This window comes from Psychrobacter sp. 1U1 (assembly GCF_051847535.1).
Classification (GTDB): Bacteria; Pseudomonadota; Gammaproteobacteria; order Pseudomonadales; family Moraxellaceae; genus Psychrobacter; species Psychrobacter saeujeotis.
Genome location: NZ_JBPYDD010000003.1, coordinates 424,353 through 439,509, shown reverse-complemented (window position 1 = coordinate 439,509; position 15,157 = coordinate 424,353). Strand labels below are relative to the sequence as shown.

15 protein-coding genes are annotated in these 15,157 nt (G+C 44.5%); 10 read left to right on the top strand and 5 right to left on the bottom strand.

Annotated elements, in window-relative coordinates; genetic code table 11:
• Positions 1-46: 46 nt before the first annotated feature.
• Positions 47-1,021, top strand: a complete 975-nt coding sequence (mmsB, locus tag ACS8FB_RS06390; protein ID WP_439261583.1) for a 3-hydroxyisobutyrate dehydrogenase — start codon at positions 47-49, stop codon at positions 1,019-1,021.
• A 108-nt stretch (positions 1,022-1,129) separates the two neighbouring features.
• On the opposite strand, the gene ACS8FB_RS06385 is transcribed toward mmsB, so the two are convergent.
• Complete coding sequence (locus ACS8FB_RS06385) at positions 1,130-1,888, bottom strand: IclR family transcriptional regulator (RefSeq protein WP_299220082.1); 759 nt, start codon at positions 1,886-1,888, stop codon at positions 1,130-1,132.
• Between the two features lie 546 nt (positions 1,889-2,434).
• On the opposite strand from ACS8FB_RS06385, the gene ACS8FB_RS06380 reads away from it, so the two are divergent.
• A complete protein-coding gene (locus tag ACS8FB_RS06380) occupies positions 2,435-3,346 on the top strand; it encodes a hypothetical protein (protein ID WP_439261582.1) in 912 nt (303 codons plus the stop codon).
• A 143-nt stretch (positions 3,347-3,489) separates the two neighbouring features.
• On the opposite strand, the gene ACS8FB_RS06375 is transcribed toward ACS8FB_RS06380, so the two are convergent.
• The 3 genes from ACS8FB_RS06375 to ACS8FB_RS06365 all read right to left on the bottom strand — a co-directional run bounded on the left by ACS8FB_RS06375 (position 3,490) and on the right by ACS8FB_RS06365 (position 5,727).
• Positions 3,490-4,254 (bottom strand): 4'-phosphopantetheinyl transferase family protein, encoded by a 765-nt coding sequence (locus tag ACS8FB_RS06375; RefSeq protein ID WP_439261581.1) that lies wholly within the window; start codon positions 4,252-4,254, stop codon positions 3,490-3,492.
• Between the two features lie 133 nt (positions 4,255-4,387).
• Positions 4,388-4,930, bottom strand: coding sequence for a peptidoglycan-associated lipoprotein Pal (pal, locus tag ACS8FB_RS06370; RefSeq protein ID WP_439261580.1), 543 nt, complete (start codon positions 4,928-4,930; stop codon positions 4,388-4,390).
• Positions 4,931-5,136: 206 nt separating this feature from the next.
• Entirely contained in the window at positions 5,137-5,727 is a 591-nt protein-coding gene (locus ACS8FB_RS06365) for a DUF6231 family protein (RefSeq protein ID WP_439261579.1), read from the bottom strand.
• Positions 5,728-6,035: 308 nt separating this feature from the next.
• On the opposite strand from ACS8FB_RS06365, the gene pepN reads away from it, so the two are divergent.
• The 8 genes from pepN to ACS8FB_RS06325 all read left to right on the top strand — a co-directional run bounded on the left by pepN (position 6,036) and on the right by ACS8FB_RS06325 (position 14,317).
• Positions 6,036-8,636, top strand: a complete 2,601-nt coding sequence (gene pepN, locus ACS8FB_RS06360) for an aminopeptidase N (RefSeq protein ID WP_439261644.1) — start codon at positions 6,036-6,038, stop codon at positions 8,634-8,636.
• 399 nt (positions 8,637-9,035) lie between these two features.
• Complete coding sequence (locus ACS8FB_RS06355; protein WP_439261578.1) at positions 9,036-9,548, top strand: Na+/H+ antiporter subunit E; 513 nt, start codon at positions 9,036-9,038, stop codon at positions 9,546-9,548.
• Positions 9,549-9,550: 2 nt separating this feature from the next.
• Positions 9,551-9,829: a monovalent cation/H+ antiporter complex subunit F gene (locus tag ACS8FB_RS06350; protein ID WP_439261577.1), complete on the top strand. Its 279-nt coding sequence runs from the start codon at positions 9,551-9,553 to the stop codon at positions 9,827-9,829.
• Positions 9,813-10,115, top strand: coding sequence for a monovalent cation/H(+) antiporter subunit G (mnhG, locus tag ACS8FB_RS06345; protein WP_439261576.1), 303 nt, complete (start codon positions 9,813-9,815; stop codon positions 10,113-10,115). Before ACS8FB_RS06350 ends, mnhG begins: the two co-directional genes overlap by 17 nt.
• Complete coding sequence (locus ACS8FB_RS06340; RefSeq protein ID WP_439261575.1) at positions 10,103-11,041, top strand: hydrogenase subunit MbhD domain-containing protein; 939 nt, start codon at positions 10,103-10,105, stop codon at positions 11,039-11,041. The genes mnhG and ACS8FB_RS06340 overlap by 13 nt, the downstream gene beginning before the upstream one ends.
• A complete protein-coding gene (locus ACS8FB_RS06335; protein ID WP_439261574.1) occupies positions 11,041-11,358 on the top strand; it encodes an NADH-quinone oxidoreductase subunit K in 318 nt (105 codons plus the stop codon). The genes ACS8FB_RS06340 and ACS8FB_RS06335 overlap by 1 nt, the downstream gene beginning before the upstream one ends.
• The gene (locus ACS8FB_RS06330; RefSeq protein ID WP_439261573.1) at positions 11,358-12,809 is read left to right on the top strand and encodes a complex I subunit 5 family protein; all 1,452 of its coding nucleotides are present in this window, start codon (positions 11,358-11,360) and stop codon (positions 12,807-12,809) included. Before ACS8FB_RS06335 ends, ACS8FB_RS06330 begins: the two co-directional genes overlap by 1 nt.
• Complete coding sequence (locus ACS8FB_RS06325) at positions 12,806-14,317, top strand: complex I subunit 5 family protein (RefSeq protein ID WP_439261572.1); 1,512 nt, start codon at positions 12,806-12,808, stop codon at positions 14,315-14,317. Before ACS8FB_RS06330 ends, ACS8FB_RS06325 begins: the two co-directional genes overlap by 4 nt.
• Before the next feature lie 183 nt (positions 14,318-14,500).
• Here the strand turns inward: ACS8FB_RS06325 and ACS8FB_RS06320 are convergent, their stop codons facing one another.
• Entirely contained in the window at positions 14,501-14,677 is a 177-nt protein-coding gene (locus ACS8FB_RS06320; RefSeq protein WP_439261571.1) for a hypothetical protein, read from the bottom strand.
• Positions 14,678-15,157: the final 480 nt, after the last annotated feature.

Genomic DNA, 15,157 nt, shown 5'->3' with positions numbered 1-15,157 from the left:
TCTGCATATATATGTAAATAATAAGCAATCATCAAGGAGCGATGAGATGGGTACAAAGGATACAGAGTTGAATAATAAAGAATCAAACAAGGCTACTACGTCTGACAATAACACTGATAAGCCAAATATTGCCTTTATTGGACTTGGAAATATGGGCGCCCCAATGGCAGAAAACTTGTTAAAAGCTGGTTATACGCTATCAGTCTATGATTTGTCAGCAGACGCCACTCAGCGTCTAGAGCAAGCAGGTGCTAGCATCGCAGATAGCCCTAAGAGCGCTGCGAGCAATGCACAAGTTGTCATCAGCATGCTACCCGCTGGTAAGCACGTGCATTCTGTCTATCTAGGCGAAGATGGAACCAACGGTTTGCTTGCAGAGTTACCCAAAGGTACGTTGGTCATCGATAGCAGTACCATCGCTGCGGCTGACGCAAGATTGGTGGCAGAGGCAGCAAGTAAGCTTGGGGTAGACTTTTTGGATGCCCCGGTCTCTGGCGGTACGGGCGGCGCCATCGCTGGTAGTTTGACTTTTATCGTTGGCGGCAGCGTTGAAGGATTTGCTAAAGCTGAGCCGATACTTGCCGTCATGGGCAAAAATATTTTTCATGCAGGCGAGCATGGCGCTGGACAAGTTGCCAAAATTTGCAACAATATGCTACTAGGGATACTAATGGCAGGGACGGCAGAAGCGATCAATTTAGGGGTCAAAAATGGCTTAGATCCCAAAGTATTATCAGATATCATGCTGCAAAGCTCAGGGCGCAACTGGACGCTCGAAGTCTATAACCCTTATCCAAAAGTGCTAGAAAATGTTCCTTCTAGCAATGGCTATAAAGGAGGATTTATGAGCAAGCTTATGCAAAAAGATCTTAATCTTGCCATGCAAACTGCAAAGGATACTGAGGTTGAGACGCCGATGGGCGCTAAGGCCACAGAGCTTTACGAAGCGCATGCACGCGATAATGGCGATAGAGACTTTTCTAGTATTATGGCCTATCATGATCATTCAGTATTGTCTTAAGTCTATCTAGGCGTTTTAAGACAATATATCGCTTATCGATATATTAGCGCACAAAAAAGGTCTTCATTATCATTATAGTGAAGACCTTTTTTATGCAAGACATAAAAGCTAACTTTGTAATTCATAAACCAAGGCTTGTATATCCTGCGCTGCTGTCTGTAAGCGCGGTACATGTTCGAGTAGCTCATCGAGAGACACTCGTACAGTAGGCGCATGCACATACAAGGAGGCCAAATACCGCGATTTTTTGTCTAGGATGGGTACTGAGACTGCCACCATCTCTGAGATAAATTCTTCGTTATCTACGCCGACTCCCATTTTAGCGATACGATCAAGCTCAGTGTTTAAAGCATCGATATCTATGATGGTGTTCTTAGTGAATTTATTTAACGTCAGATTACTCAGCATTTTACGACGGCTTGAAGCCGACAGCTGGCTTAAATAAAGTTTGCCAGTAGCCGTACACCACATAGGAGACTTGGCGCCAACGGGCAAGTATATTTGTAGGGGCAGTGTGGTTGTCACGCGATTGGTGTAGACCATGTTCATATGATAAGGGATACCGATACCGCAAGTTTCTTGAATATCCTCGACCAGTTTTTGCAAAATAACTTCACGCTCATTGAAGAACTGACGCTGTTGCCATAATGCCACGCTTAAGTTGCGCACTCGCTTACCAGGAATGATACCGCCGCCAATATCAACAGCCACAAACCCTTCATCAACCAAATTTTGAATCAAACGATGAATCGTCGGTTTCGGTATATCAAGCTCTTGAGAAAGCTCAAGCGGAGAGATAGGTTTGGGTGCATAGGATATCTTTTCTATGATCTCTAATACACGCGTAATTGAAGACACTTTAGGCATATAGGTAGCTTAATAATAAGTGGTAAATAACATGATGTATCGCACGATTAGACACACTAACGACTTATGGCGAATATCATAGAACAAACGCTATGATTTATATTATAAAAGAAAATAGGCTATAAATGTCACAGGTATCACAAACTTTTTTTGAGAGCAACTATTGATACATCATCTGACAAATCACAACAAACAGAAGTAATAAACTATATAACCATTATTGTATTAATTAATCGAGTAAGACATTATGTTTACATACTTTGCAGCACTGTTGCACAAGCTTTTAGTATTTAGAGAGTATGTATACATACTTATAATTACTTTGAGCGTATCTTGTAACGGTAAAGCGATTTTTTACAGGTTAGTGTAGCAATTATTACAATTTCTATGCAATCTTTACATAATGGCAAATAAAATGCCTCTATTCAGGGGTGACTTTTAAAGCCAAAATTGTTTTAATCTGCTCAACAAAAACGGTTGTTTAAAATACAAAAGAAATAATCGTTTTTTTGGGGCTAGTTATTTCATATCTTTAGGAGAACAAACATGAAACTTATTAAACTAACTGCAATTTCTGCCGCTGTTCTAGCGTCATCTGCTGCTTTAGCCGCTGAGCCTGTAATCGTTGTAGATGATACTCAAGCTGCAACTGCAGATGCTGTTGTATATGAAGCTGAGCCGGTAGCTGTTGCTTATGAAGCTGAGCCAGTTGCTTATGAAGCTGAACCAGCTCCTGCCGCTAATAATAACGACGCGGGTATCATCCGTAACACCACTGGTGCTATCTTCGGTGGTACTAAGACGCTATTTAACACAGCTATCAATCCAGCTGCTGTAAGCGCTGAAGTTGGTACTTTAGGCTATGGTGCTAACGTAGCATGGAGCATCAACGACAAGACTGAACTACAAGCTGGTTGGGCAGGTGGCGATGTTGCTGACCTTTTTGGCGGTGATTTCGATGCTGATGATGTAAACTATGATGTGGATGCTGACTTTAGCAACCCATATCTAGGCGTACAACTACGTCCTGCTGGTAACTGGTTCACGATGGGTGCTGGTGTTATTGTCCCTGATAACGATATTGATGTAACTGCTAATGCTGAAGGTGATTTCTTCGAACTTGATGGCATTCAGTATAATGCTGCTCAAACTGGTAACTTAGAAGGTAGTTTAGAGCATCGTAACAAGCTTGCTCCATATGGTACTATTGGTTTCCGTCCAAATATCGGTAATAACTGGGGTGTATTTGGTGAAGTTGGTGCAGCATATATGGGTAAAACGGACGCTACTGTTCGTTCAACTAACCCAGATGCCGATGTTAATTACACAGACGCACAAGGCGAAACTCAGTCTATTAAAGGTAGTGAAGTTGCTAGCATCGCTGAACGTGAGCTAGAAGATAAAGATTGGTTAGAATGGTTCCCAATCGTTAAAGTTGGTGCAACTTACCGCTTCTAATCTGATGACAGTCTCAGTACTGTTGTGAGAAGAAAAGTAAGTGTATAAAAAACGACCCTAAAAAGGGTCGTTTTTTTGTCTGTAATAAAGTAATTGGATTAATATAATGTGAAAATCTTAATAGCTTATCAATGTTTAGAACCTTAAAATATTATTACCGTTTGATAAGAAAACAAAATAACGATCTGATAGGGAAGTGGCTGATTGTCGGTCAAGGTAACAAGCGTCTTATTTTGTTCAAGGTTAGTGGCGATGTCAGAGATGAGATGCTGGTAGTTCATTCCAAGCCCTTGTGCAAGGGTATGATGGTTGATCTTGATAAAGCTCTCTTTTACTTGCCAAAGTAATTTGACCACGGTATCACGCTGATCTAATGGTAACGCTTGTAATAGGGTGATTTCGTTAGGATGATAAAAACGTTGGGCTACGTGCCAAGCAACTTGATTGGTCTCTATGTCAATACCGACCATACGTTGATGGCTAATGACCACTGCAACGCTAGCATTTGGATTATCATTACTATTATTGACACTGCCAGTACTTGAATGGCTAAAGCACACATAGTAATTACTACTATTAAGACGATAGGGAAACTGGGCTTCGTTTAACGTATCATCGATTTCTAATTTGGTGAGAAGCTCTTGCAATAATCGTCGTACGCCCATGCGTTGCTGTCGACGTTGTCTTTGGGCGTTTTTTTGTACTGATGAACCATGAGTAGGTAGACGGTATTGCCATTCAAGAGTGGAGAAGTTGATAGAAGAGGCATGTAAAGTATCGGCTATTGACAACCAAGGTAGCTCATTCCACAAGCGTAGACTGATAGGAATGCTCACATAAGCGGTTGCGCACCACGTCGTGGGACTGAGCTGCGTATATTGAGTGTCATAAAGATGCGGAATGTGCATAATTTATAGATCAGGTATTTAAGAAACAAAGCGTTTGCTAAAGTTAATATAAAAGCCCAACAATGTCACTCTTGTTGAGCTTTTGATATTATTACATTTTTAGTAAAAATATAATAATTGTGTCTACTAAATCTTAGTAAGAAAGCTCAGCACGGCGGTTCTGTGCATAGGCTTGTTCGGTAGTACCAGCAGCAGCAGGATGCTCTTCGCCATAGCTAATGACGCGAATGTTGTTAACGCTAATGCCTTGAGCTGCAAGGTAGTTACGAGCTGCTTGCGCGCGGCGCTCACCGAGTGCCATATTGTACTCACGGCTACCACGCTCATCAGTATGACCTGCAATCACAACACCAGCGGCAGGATTTGAGCTAAGCAAACTTGCATGTTGGTTTAGTACACTGGCAGCTTGTGGGGTGATCTCGCTGCTATCAAAAGCGAAATATACCACCGCTTGTAAGTTTTCTGCGCCAGTTACGATAGCACTTGAATTGTCTACGACCACAGCGCCAGTATAACCAGCTTGACCACCTGGGATACCTAAAGGAGCCACAACGACTTCTGAAGTAGCGCGCTTGGTTGCACAACCAGTTGTTAGGGCAACAGCGCCTGACAATAGAGCAAGGGTAGCGATTTTTGCAAAACGGCTGCTGGATACTGAGCTAAAATAAACTGACATAATAAACTCCTAAAATTTTGATAGAATTGTTTTTTTTGGAATACTTACCATAAAGCTTAGGCATAAATGCCCATAGAAAAATCAATGTTACGTTATGTAAATAACATTACCATAAATCATGTCAAAATTTGTCAACTATTACAATACGCTTTTGGCAACTTTTGGTGAGAATCAGTAATTTGTTAATTTATGCTACTACGACGCTATTACCAACGATGCTTATCCCAGTTATCAGGGTTGGCCCAATAGTCTGCATTCAACCAATTTGGCAGCTTTTTATAATCATACAAATTAAATTGCCATAGCGTTAACGATGCTGGTAAGTTTGAAGATGAGTTAGGCAAGCGAGTGTCACCTAAAAGGTTAAGGGGCGTAAATCCGTAAGCTCGTAGATCTAAAGTACTATCAAGGACGATAAGTAGGTGAGCAGCGTAGAGGTCGCGGTAGCGCATGAGCAAAGGAATAGAAGCTTGCAATATGTCTGATGATAGATTGGGTAGCCAAAAGCAGGCCAGCTGATAGCGCTGTGATAGCTGCTTCGTATTTAGTGCTGGCAATGTAGTTAAATGAACTAAAGTGTCGGTCTCATCGTCGTTCAGACTCAACTGCGTCCTCAACTCAGCTATCATTTTTTGATCTTCAGCTATCCATAACAACTGAGACGTCTTTTGTCTGTCTTCATCTGTTTTTTTATCATTCGAATCTGCAAGGGTGGGTAACAGTACCTCGATATATTCGCGCAATATTGTAAGAGCCGTCATATCAAGTTCAGGTGTGTTTGCCGAGAGGTCAGTCATGAAGTAGTGCCAGCTGATAAATAAATGAGTTTTATTATAAGGGATAAACATAAAGTTTGGCGACTGATCTTAAAACCGTTTTACGCTTGAAATTTCGTAGATTAAGCCAATCTAGCAGTATAATTAACCACTATACAATATTTATGCAATTACAATACTTTGTAAATATAGGATGCAACTTATCTTATAGTTTTATTCGATAGCCATGCTCACTATACTGACAACCATTACCTAAAATGTAAACATCCCAAATAATAGGAATCTTTATGTCTGTCTCTGAAACCGATGCGCAAATCATCAATCCTGATATGCCTGATGTACCACCACATGCCCCTAGAAAAATCCACCTGACAGACTATCAGTTACCAAGTTTTGATGTGGATACTGTAGATTTAGATATAAAGATATTTGACGACCATGCAACGGTCGATAGTAGGCTGGTCATGAACCGTCAAGCGGCAGGTGACTTGGTACTATATGGTGAAGATGTTGAGCTAGTTACTATTAAGATTGATGGTGAGACTCTTAGCTCTGAGCAGTACAACCAAGCAGATGGCAAACTCACGATTGCTAACGTTCCTGACAACTTAACATTAGAGTTGCAGGTTCGCATTCATCCGCAGACCAATACGGCACTCGAAGGTTTGTATATGGCAGGCACTGGCAGTGATACCATGTTTGTCACTCAGTGTGAGCCAGAAGGCTTTCGCAAGATTACTTTTTATCCAGATCGTCCCGATGTACTGGCGATATTTACCACGCGCGTTGAAGCGGATAAACGCTATCCGACGCTGCTTGCCAATGGTAATTTGGTGGAGCAAGGTGAAGTTGCAGATGCGCCAGACCGTCATTATGCTATTTGGCATGATCCGACCAATAAGCCAAGTTATCTGTTTGCCTGTGTTGCCGCCGATTTAGATGTGCTTACCGATCATTATACGACCAGTGAAGGCCGTGAAGTCCTGCTTGAAGTGTACGCTAAGTCTACCGATATTGATAAATGTCATGTCGGTATGCAAGCATTAAAAGACGCCATGGCATGGGATGAGGTCAATTACGGCCGTGCCTATGATTTGGATCGTTATATGATAGTCGCGGTCAGTCAGTTTAATATGGGTGCAATGGAAAATAAGGGCCTAAACATATTTAATACTGCCTGTGTCTTATCTAGCCCTGAGACCACAACCGATGCGCGTAGCTTCAATGTCAAAGCCGTCATCGCTCATGAATACTTTCATAACTGGACAGGCAATCGTATTACCTGCCGTGACTGGTTTCAATTGTGTTTAAAAGAAGGTTTTACCGTCTACCGTGATCAATCGTTTTCAGCGGATCAGCAGTCAAGTGCAGTACAGCGTATCGATGACGTAGCGACATTGCGAGCACATCAGTTCACGGAAGATGCAGGACCACTGGCGCATCCCGTACGTCCTGAGAGCTTCGTTGAGATCAATAACTTTTATACCACGACTGTCTATGAAAAAGGCGCTGAAATCGTGCGTATGCTGGCTAATACATTGGGATCAGACAATTTTCGTAAAGGCACTGACGAATATTTCCGTCGTTACGATGGTCAAGCCGTCACAGTTGAGGATTTTTTATCAGCCTTAAGTATCACTGACGATAAAATTGAGAACTTCATTGATTGGTACCGTCAACCAGGTACACCGATGCTGTCTGGTCATCAAAACTATGATCGTGAGACGCAAACGTTGACCATTACTTTAAGTCAGCAAACGCGTCACGTTAGCGGATTTGAAGCGCCTAAGCCTTTACCAATTCCAGTCGCGACAGCATTATTCGATAAAGCGTCTGGTGACATAGTTGGCGAGCGTATGTTGCTGTTAGATCAGGCTGAGCAAACTTTTAGCTTCGATAATATTACCAGTGAACCTGTCGTGTCATTGCTTCGTGATTTTAGTGCACCAGTGCAGCTTAATTATGATTACCAAGATGAAGACTTGGCATTTTTGCTCAAACATGAGACCAATGGTTTTAACCGCTGGCAAGTAACGCAGATGCTAGTCAATCGTATTTTACTGCAAGGTCAGGGCGCTAAAAGCAATCCGGAAGTGTATCTGCAAGCATTGGCACAGACATTACCAACGCTAGCCACTGATGATGCCATGTTGGCTGCACGCTTGCTCGATATTCCGTCGGCGCAAGAGTTGGCCTCTGCCATTCACAAAAACTATGATCCGGTATTGATTAAAGAGCAGCGTGAAGGCTTGTATCGCCAAGTGGCGGAGTCGCTAGCGGAGCAGTGGACAACGCTATATGAACAACTACCGCTACAGTCCTATGAAGATAACTCTGAGGCTCGCGGGAAGCGCGCATTGCGTAACGTAGTATTAGATATGGCATTGACTGCCAAAGTTACAGGCGCAGCTGAATGGGCGCAGCAGCAGTATGATAATGCTAGCTGTATGACCGAACGCTTTGGTGCTTTAAAGGCGATGGTCAATTATCAGGTCGCAAAGGCTGATGAGTATTTGGCAGATTTTTATAATCGCTTTCAAGCAGACGATTTAGTGATTGATTTGTGGTTCAGTGTGCAAGCCGCTGCTGACAATGTGAATACGGATAAGATTAACGATCTGCTGACTCATGCAGATTTCGATTGGAATACGCCCAATCGTGTGCGCTCAGTAATTAGTGCTTTTGCTTCGCAGCCAACTATACTTTGGACGCCAGACGGTTTAGATATCTATACCAATGTTATTCAAAGGTTGGATGACGCCAATCCTGTCTTGGCATCACGCTTATTGCAAGTGCTCGCACGCTGGTATACATTGGTTGAACCGCGTCGTCAAATGGCGCATGAGCAGCTTATCAGCTTGCAGAAAAAGGTATCTTCTAAGCATGTACTTGAGAGCTTAGATAGCGTGCTTGGTGCGGCTAAGTGTTAGGTTGTTTAATAGTCTTTATTAGCTAAACATAGAAATCTTATCTATTAAGCTAGACCCCATTAGTTGGATGCAACTTATGGGGTTTTTTTTCGTTACGATATATATTTTAGGTATAAACCCTCATAAGCTAACAGCTTTGAGAGATGGTTGCATAAATAGTAATCAATTAGTCTGTAATGTATTTGCATTCTTTGTTAGGCTAAATTAATAAATAAGGATTTAAAAAACAAGCGTTTAAGTCGTGTTAAGGGTTGATTTATAAGAAAAAATCAGGTCTGTATTAATAAGATTATTTGGATATCTTACGTTATTCTCGGAATAATAAGTTCCACTGTAAGACCGCAATGAATATAGCGGAAATACGTTAGAGCCAATTATCCTAAATCAGGAAGAGGGCATATGAGAATAAAGGGACAACAAATTAACAGTTCAGCGATCGTAGCGCGGCTACTACTATTCTCAATCATCTGGTGGGCTCTCTCCGATGGTTCAGCTGCTTCATGGTTAATTGGCGCGCCAGCGGTGCTCTGCGCGTTGGTAGTCAGCATTACATTGTTACCTCCGGTAAGGCTGGTATGGTGGCGGCTGGCAGCTTTTATACCCTTTTTCTTTTGGCAGTCACTAAAGGGCGGTGCGAAGGTGGCACAGCTAGCGTTTCAACCGAGTATGCCTTTATCTCCAAAGCTTGTTGAATACCACCTGCACCTGTCCTCAGGCCTAGCACGAGTAGCTATGATTAATATAATAAGCATCTTGCCTGGTACTTTAAGCACCAAAATAAACGGAGATACATTAACCATACATGTGCTGGACAGCCAAGGGGATTTTCTAGTCGCTCTACAAGATTTAGAACGGGGTTTGGCGCAAATATTTCCAAACTCTGTTGAACCTGCTTTGATGGAGGATGAATGATTATGCAAAGCATATACCTTGCACTAGCGTTGTTCTTGCTGCTCAATCTGAGTGCTGGTATGTGGCGTGTACTGCGCGGACCCACGGCTGCTGACCGTATGTTAGCGGTGCAGCTATTTGGTACTACCGCTGTCGCTGTTTTATTGCTGCTGGCCGAAGCATCAAGTAGTGCAGCCCTGCGTGATGTGGCGCTGGTGTTTGCGTTGTTGGCTGCAGTGACTGCAGTAGCCTTTGTACGCCGTGCTTGGGACTTTGTGGAGGATAATGATGACCGCAAGTGATTATTTCTCTGCCTTAATGTTGTTCACTGGTAGCGTGTTCTTTCTGGCAGGTACGCTAGGTTTGCTACGCTTCCCAGATGTTTTTACTCGGCTACACGCGCTTACCAAAGCCGATAACTTGGGACTGGGTTTTATAGTGGTTGGCCTAGCGGTACAAGCGGAATCTTGGGCTGTGGTGGTTAAATTAATATTTATATGGCTGCTGGTGTTGCTTGCTAGCGCGAACGTGTCTTATCTGGTCGCACGCGGAGCACTGCAACGGGGGATTCGGCCATGGAGACGCTGATTGGTTCTGTTATTGATTTAGTCATTGTACTGCTGGCGTTAGGGTTGGCTTGGGGTGCACTTGCTAGTGCTAAGCTGTTTAGAGCTATTGTGCGATTTATTGCCTTTGGCTTAGTGATGGCGCTGGCTTGGGTGCGCCTGAATGCACCAGATGTTGCACTGGCAGAAGCCGCTATTGGAGCAGGTTTGACCGGTGCGTTATTCCTGGCAGCCTACGCCAAGCTGCGAGGAAGTACATCGATTATCGATATAGAGCTTGCCAGCCGCTTTAGCGGTATTCGTGTGGTCACGGGTCTGGTGCTTATGCTGTTTGTAGCGGCAGCACTGGGATATGCTGTATGGATGTTACCACCAGAGGCTGCTGGACTCAGCGCTATTGTCGCCGCCGATCTTGATAACAGCGGTGTCAGTAACCCAGTGACGGCGGTACTACTGAATTTCCGTGGTTATGACACCTTGCTTGAGTTATTTGTACTGTTGCTCGCGCTACTGAGCGTATGTTCGCTGGGTTTGCCAACACCACAACGAGAGGCAGCGCCGGGATTGGTTCTGGATACTCTGTCGGGGCTGCTTGCGCCCTTACTGATTCTGGTAGCGGCGTATTTACTATGGGTGGGCGCTTATGCGCCTGGCGGTGCTTTTCAAGCTGGCACTGTACTGGCAGCTGCAGGAGTACTAATGCTCTTGTCGGGTGCGCAGTTACCGGCTGCGCTGGCCAGTTGGCCTCTGCGTTTTGTGCTGGTGCTCGGGCCGACGATATTTTTGCTGCTTGGCATTATCATGGGACTTTTAGAAGGCAAGCTTTTACAGTTTCCACCGGAGTGGGCTGGAGCACTTATCCTGGTTATTGAAACCACCGCTACTATCTCAATCGGGACTACACTTATTGCGCTATTTTTGGGCATACGCCGACAGGAGAAGCTGTAATGAGTACAGTGCTTATATATGGGCTAGCGGGTATAGGGCTTTTTGCAATTGGCTTGCATGGTTTGCTGAGCTATCGCCATCTACTACGCAAGATTTTGGCGTTAAACATAATGGGTAGTGGCGTATTTCTGGTGCTTGCAGCGTTGGCGACGCGCACTGCTACAACCATACCAGACCCAGTGCCTCATGCCATGATCATCACTGGTATTGTGGTGGCAGTGGCCGCTACTGCGCTGGCACTAGTACTCATGCTCAAGTTGACAGCAGTGACCGGTCAGCCGGTACTACCAGACAAGCACAAGGAAACAAACACCTAATGGTTGATGTTTTGTTGAATGTTCCATGGGCGGTTACCCTGATTGTTTTACCGTTTATGACTGCGATGATAGTTTTTATGTGGCCCCGCGCTGCGCGATCACTGGTGCTGCTGTGTAGCTGTTTGATGGTGGTGGCCGTGTCGGGTTTGGCCTTGCAGGTCTGGAATCAAGGCGTGTTTCAGCACTCGATTGGGGGGTGGGGAGCGCCGCTGGGCATCGAATGGTACGCCGATGGCTTTAGTCTTGTGCTACTGGCTGCGACGGCTCTAGTAGGAGCTGGATGCAGTTTTTATGCCTCGGTGTATTTCAGTGCAGAACAGGCGCAACGGTTTTGGCCTATATGGCTGCTTTTGCTAGCCGCTTTAAATGCGTTATTTTTATCAGCCGATTTGTTTAATCTGTACGTTACGCTAGAGTTGATGGGACTTGCCGCTGTGGCCTTAACAGCGTTGTCTGGCAGTCGTGACGCTCTTAGTGGTGCTATGCGTTATCTGTTAGCGACGATGGTAGGGTCTATCACTTATCTGCTGGGCGTGGTGCTACTGTATCACACCTTTGGCAGCGTCGATATTTTCATCTTGGCAGAGCGTATAACCCCAGAGCCCGCAGCTTGGGCGGCATTGGTTTTGATGATCGTTGGGCTTGTGCTTAAAACCGCACTGTTTCCGCTGCATTTTTGGTTGCCACCTGCTCACGCCAGTGCTCCATCTCCGGTCAGTGCTGTGCTCTCATCGTTGCTGGTAAAGGCTTCGTTCTATATTTTAGTGCGTTTATGGGTGTCAATTTTTGACCCTATGTCCGGCGATGTTGTGGCAGAGCTTCTTGGCATGATGGGGGCAGTAGCCATTCTATGGGGGTCTGTTCAGGCCTTGCGCCAAACTCATTTAAAACTGCTGGTCGCTTATTCTACAGTGGCACAGATCGGCTATCTGTTTTTGGTATTTCCACTAGCAGCGTCGCCACGCGCTTGGAGTGCGGTGGCGATACTAATACTATCCCATGCGTTGGCGAAGTCGGCGATGTTTTTGGCAGCGGGTAACCTGTTCCGCTTTGGCGGTCACGATCGCATCTTAGATCTTGATCGTGTTGTGCAGCGCTTGCCTATCAGTGTCTTTGCCTTTGCTTTAGCTGGAGTTGCTATTATGGGTTTGCCGCCAAGTGGTGGGTTTATTAGTAAGTGGTTATTGTTAGAGGTAGCATTGGTACAAGGACGTTGGGATTTGGCGTTAGTGATACTGCTTGGCGGGCTGATTGCCGCACTTTATGTTTTTAAAGTGCTAGGACGCTGCTTTACACAAGCTAAGGTCACCCACGAGCCCAGGGCAGTTCCTGCACGTATGGAATGGGCAGCATTCTTATTGGCATGCGGCGCCATTATTCTGGGGTTTGCGGCAGTACCTTTCATCTCTTTATTGCAGATTGGTACACCTTTTAGCGGGAGCGGATTATGAATTCCAGTGCTCTATTGCCTTGTTTGGTTGTGCTAGGCTCGCTACTACCAGCACTTATCATATTCAAACTATCTGAGAAAAGTGTGACAGTTCGTACTGTGCTCAATTTGGCTGGTGCTATCTTCAAGCTGGGGCTTGTAGGATGGATGCTATGGGGCGTTACTCAGGGTTATAGCTATGAGGTGCAGTTCGTCTTGCTACCAGGTATTGAGCTGGAATTGAAAGCTGATCCACTGGCCTTGTTTTTTATGAGCTTATCGGCATTTTTGTGGCTACTCACCACAATCTACGCAGTGGGTTATTTAGAAACTGAGCCCCACCGAAGTCGCTTTTTTGGTTTCTTCAGCCTATGTGTTACCGCAACCACTGGTGTGGCTTTGGCTGGTAATCTGCTAACCTTCCTGATTTTTTATGAACTACTAACGCTCACAACATATCCGCTGGTAGTGCATCGCGGTAGTGAAGCGGCGCGTAAAGCTGGGCAAACTTATCTGCTGTATACTCTTGGCGGTGGCAGCCTGATGCTGCTGGGGACGGTGTGGCTTTATACTCTGACTGGCAATCTGGAATTTATCGAGGGTGGTTTTCTTAGTAGTTTGAGCGCGCAGCATCATACTTCGTTGGTGGTTGTTTTTATTTTGTTGATGATTGGACTGGGTGTAAAAGCCGCGTTAGTACCGTTACATGGTTGGCTGCCAAAAGCTATGATAGCGCCTGCGCCCGTCAGTGCTTTGTTACATGCTGTTGCAGTGGTGAAAGCCGGCGCTTTCGGTATCGTGCGTGTGGTCTATGAAGTGTTTGGTATAGAGTTTGCGCAGCAGCTTAATCTTTTGAGGCCACTGGCTATTGCAGCGGCTGTGACCATTATATGGGGCAGCCTGCGTGCACTGTTTCAAAACGATCTAAAAAAACGGCTGGCCTATTCTACCGTCAGTCAAGTCTCCTATATTGTTCTAGGCGTTGCCTTATTTGGCCCTATGGGCACTATTGGGGGGCTTGTACATTTAGTGCATCAGGGCATTATGAAGGTTACCCTGTTTTTTTGTGCAGGCAACTACGCTGAGACTCTAGGTGTTCACAAGATTAGCGAGATGAATGGAATTGGACGACGTATGCCGCTCACCACAGTGTCATTTAGCATTGCCGCTCTAGGCATGATGGGCGCGCCCTTAACGGCAGGGGCTGTTAGCAAAGCTTGGCTCATGGAAGGTGCTGCAGCCGCACAAATGCATTGGGTGGTCTGGCTATTATGGACATCAAGCTTGCTGAACGCGACATATTTTCTCCCTATCTTATGGCGCACATGGTTTCGCCCAGCACCTTCTGCATGGCCGAATAAATCCTTGGCCGCGCAGCCTTGGCCAACCACTTCTTGGCTACTGCTGCTACCACCAGCGATAACCGCCGCGACAGTGATTGCCGCTAGCATATTGGCAATGTATGATATTGGACCAATCGCTTGGGCACAGCTTATTGCTGATCGTGAGTATTTTAACACTAAGCTATGACAATAAGACTGCTTCGTAACGGTGTGGCTATTTGCTGACTGCTCCAAATAGTAATACAAGCTTCGGACATAAAAGACCCTATGATCCAAAGCAAAGCATATCGACAAATGGCTCATAATAAACTGACAGTCTGGCAGTGGCATGCTTCATTGAATTTAGAAAAAGACATATATACAGTCAAAGTCAAATCAATATTATACTGTCATTAAATGAGCTGTAACTATTATAATTGTCAAAAAACCTAGGCTGCAATCGATGATACTTAGAGAGTATAATAGCAGTACCTTGCACCGTTTTAATAACCGCAATGACAGAGGCATCAGCATCATAAGCTTTATTGGCAAGCCAAGTTTGGCTCATACTACATCCAAAGCTTAATGCTTGATAAGCAAAAAAACGCTGATGCTATTGCTGTTCGCCAAACCAAAGAACAAGGGGTTATAAATCATGAAAGCTAAAAAAATAATAAAAATGGTAGACGAATATATGGAGGTTGAAAACGTAAAGAGAAGATAAAATACTTAAAGCAAGCCCTCAAAAAGCTGAGCAAGCCTGAAAAAAAGCTGGAACTAAAATTTGTAGAAGAAGATGGCAGTAAAGAGAAAATATCTAATGAGCTTGCCTTGATTCATGCCCATAGAAAAAAGGACTACGCCTATTAAAACAACTTGAAGAGGAGCGTAGAGAAGCAAAAAAGGCGAAAGAAGCCAAAAAACAAGCGAAACCAAAAGGATAAAGAAACATAACCACGAACTAATACAAACCAATATGAAATATGACAACCAAAAAGCCCATCTAGCACTTTATTGATAGCACAAGATGGGCCTGATGTTTTTTATA

What these genes read in the sequence shown, in the direction of transcription:
- mnhG (WP_439261576.1), top strand. Translation starts at nt 9,813, where the DNA reads ATGATGACCGCAAGTGATTATTTCTCTGCCTTAATGTTGTTCACTGGT.
- ACS8FB_RS06375 (WP_439261581.1), bottom strand. Translation starts at nt 4,254, where the DNA reads ATGCACATTCCGCATCTTTATGACACTCAATATACGCAGCTCAGTCCC.
- ACS8FB_RS06355 (WP_439261578.1), top strand. Translation starts at nt 9,036, where the DNA reads ATGAGAATAAAGGGACAACAAATTAACAGTTCAGCGATCGTAGCGCGG.
- ACS8FB_RS06335 (WP_439261574.1), top strand. Translation starts at nt 11,041, where the DNA reads ATGAGTACAGTGCTTATATATGGGCTAGCGGGTATAGGGCTTTTTGCA.
- ACS8FB_RS06320 (WP_439261571.1), bottom strand. Translation starts at nt 14,677, where the DNA reads ATGAGCCAAACTTGGCTTGCCAATAAAGCTTATGATGCTGATGCCTCT.
- ACS8FB_RS06380 (WP_439261582.1), top strand. Translation starts at nt 2,435, where the DNA reads ATGAAACTTATTAAACTAACTGCAATTTCTGCCGCTGTTCTAGCGTCA.
- pepN (WP_439261644.1), top strand. Translation starts at nt 6,036, where the DNA reads ATGCCTGATGTACCACCACATGCCCCTAGAAAAATCCACCTGACAGAC.
- ACS8FB_RS06325 (WP_439261572.1), top strand. Translation starts at nt 12,806, where the DNA reads ATGAATTCCAGTGCTCTATTGCCTTGTTTGGTTGTGCTAGGCTCGCTA.
- ACS8FB_RS06340 (WP_439261575.1), top strand. Translation starts at nt 10,103, where the DNA reads ATGGAGACGCTGATTGGTTCTGTTATTGATTTAGTCATTGTACTGCTG.
- mmsB (WP_439261583.1), top strand. Translation starts at nt 47, where the DNA reads ATGGGTACAAAGGATACAGAGTTGAATAATAAAGAATCAAACAAGGCT.
- ACS8FB_RS06330 (WP_439261573.1), top strand. Translation starts at nt 11,358, where the DNA reads ATGGTTGATGTTTTGTTGAATGTTCCATGGGCGGTTACCCTGATTGTT.
- ACS8FB_RS06385 (WP_299220082.1), bottom strand. Translation starts at nt 1,888, where the DNA reads ATGCCTAAAGTGTCTTCAATTACGCGTGTATTAGAGATCATAGAAAAG.
- pal (WP_439261580.1), bottom strand. Translation starts at nt 4,930, where the DNA reads ATGTCAGTTTATTTTAGCTCAGTATCCAGCAGCCGTTTTGCAAAAATC.
- ACS8FB_RS06350 (WP_439261577.1), top strand. Translation starts at nt 9,551, where the DNA reads ATGCAAAGCATATACCTTGCACTAGCGTTGTTCTTGCTGCTCAATCTG.
- ACS8FB_RS06365 (WP_439261579.1), bottom strand. Translation starts at nt 5,727, where the DNA reads ATGACTGACCTCTCGGCAAACACACCTGAACTTGATATGACGGCTCTT.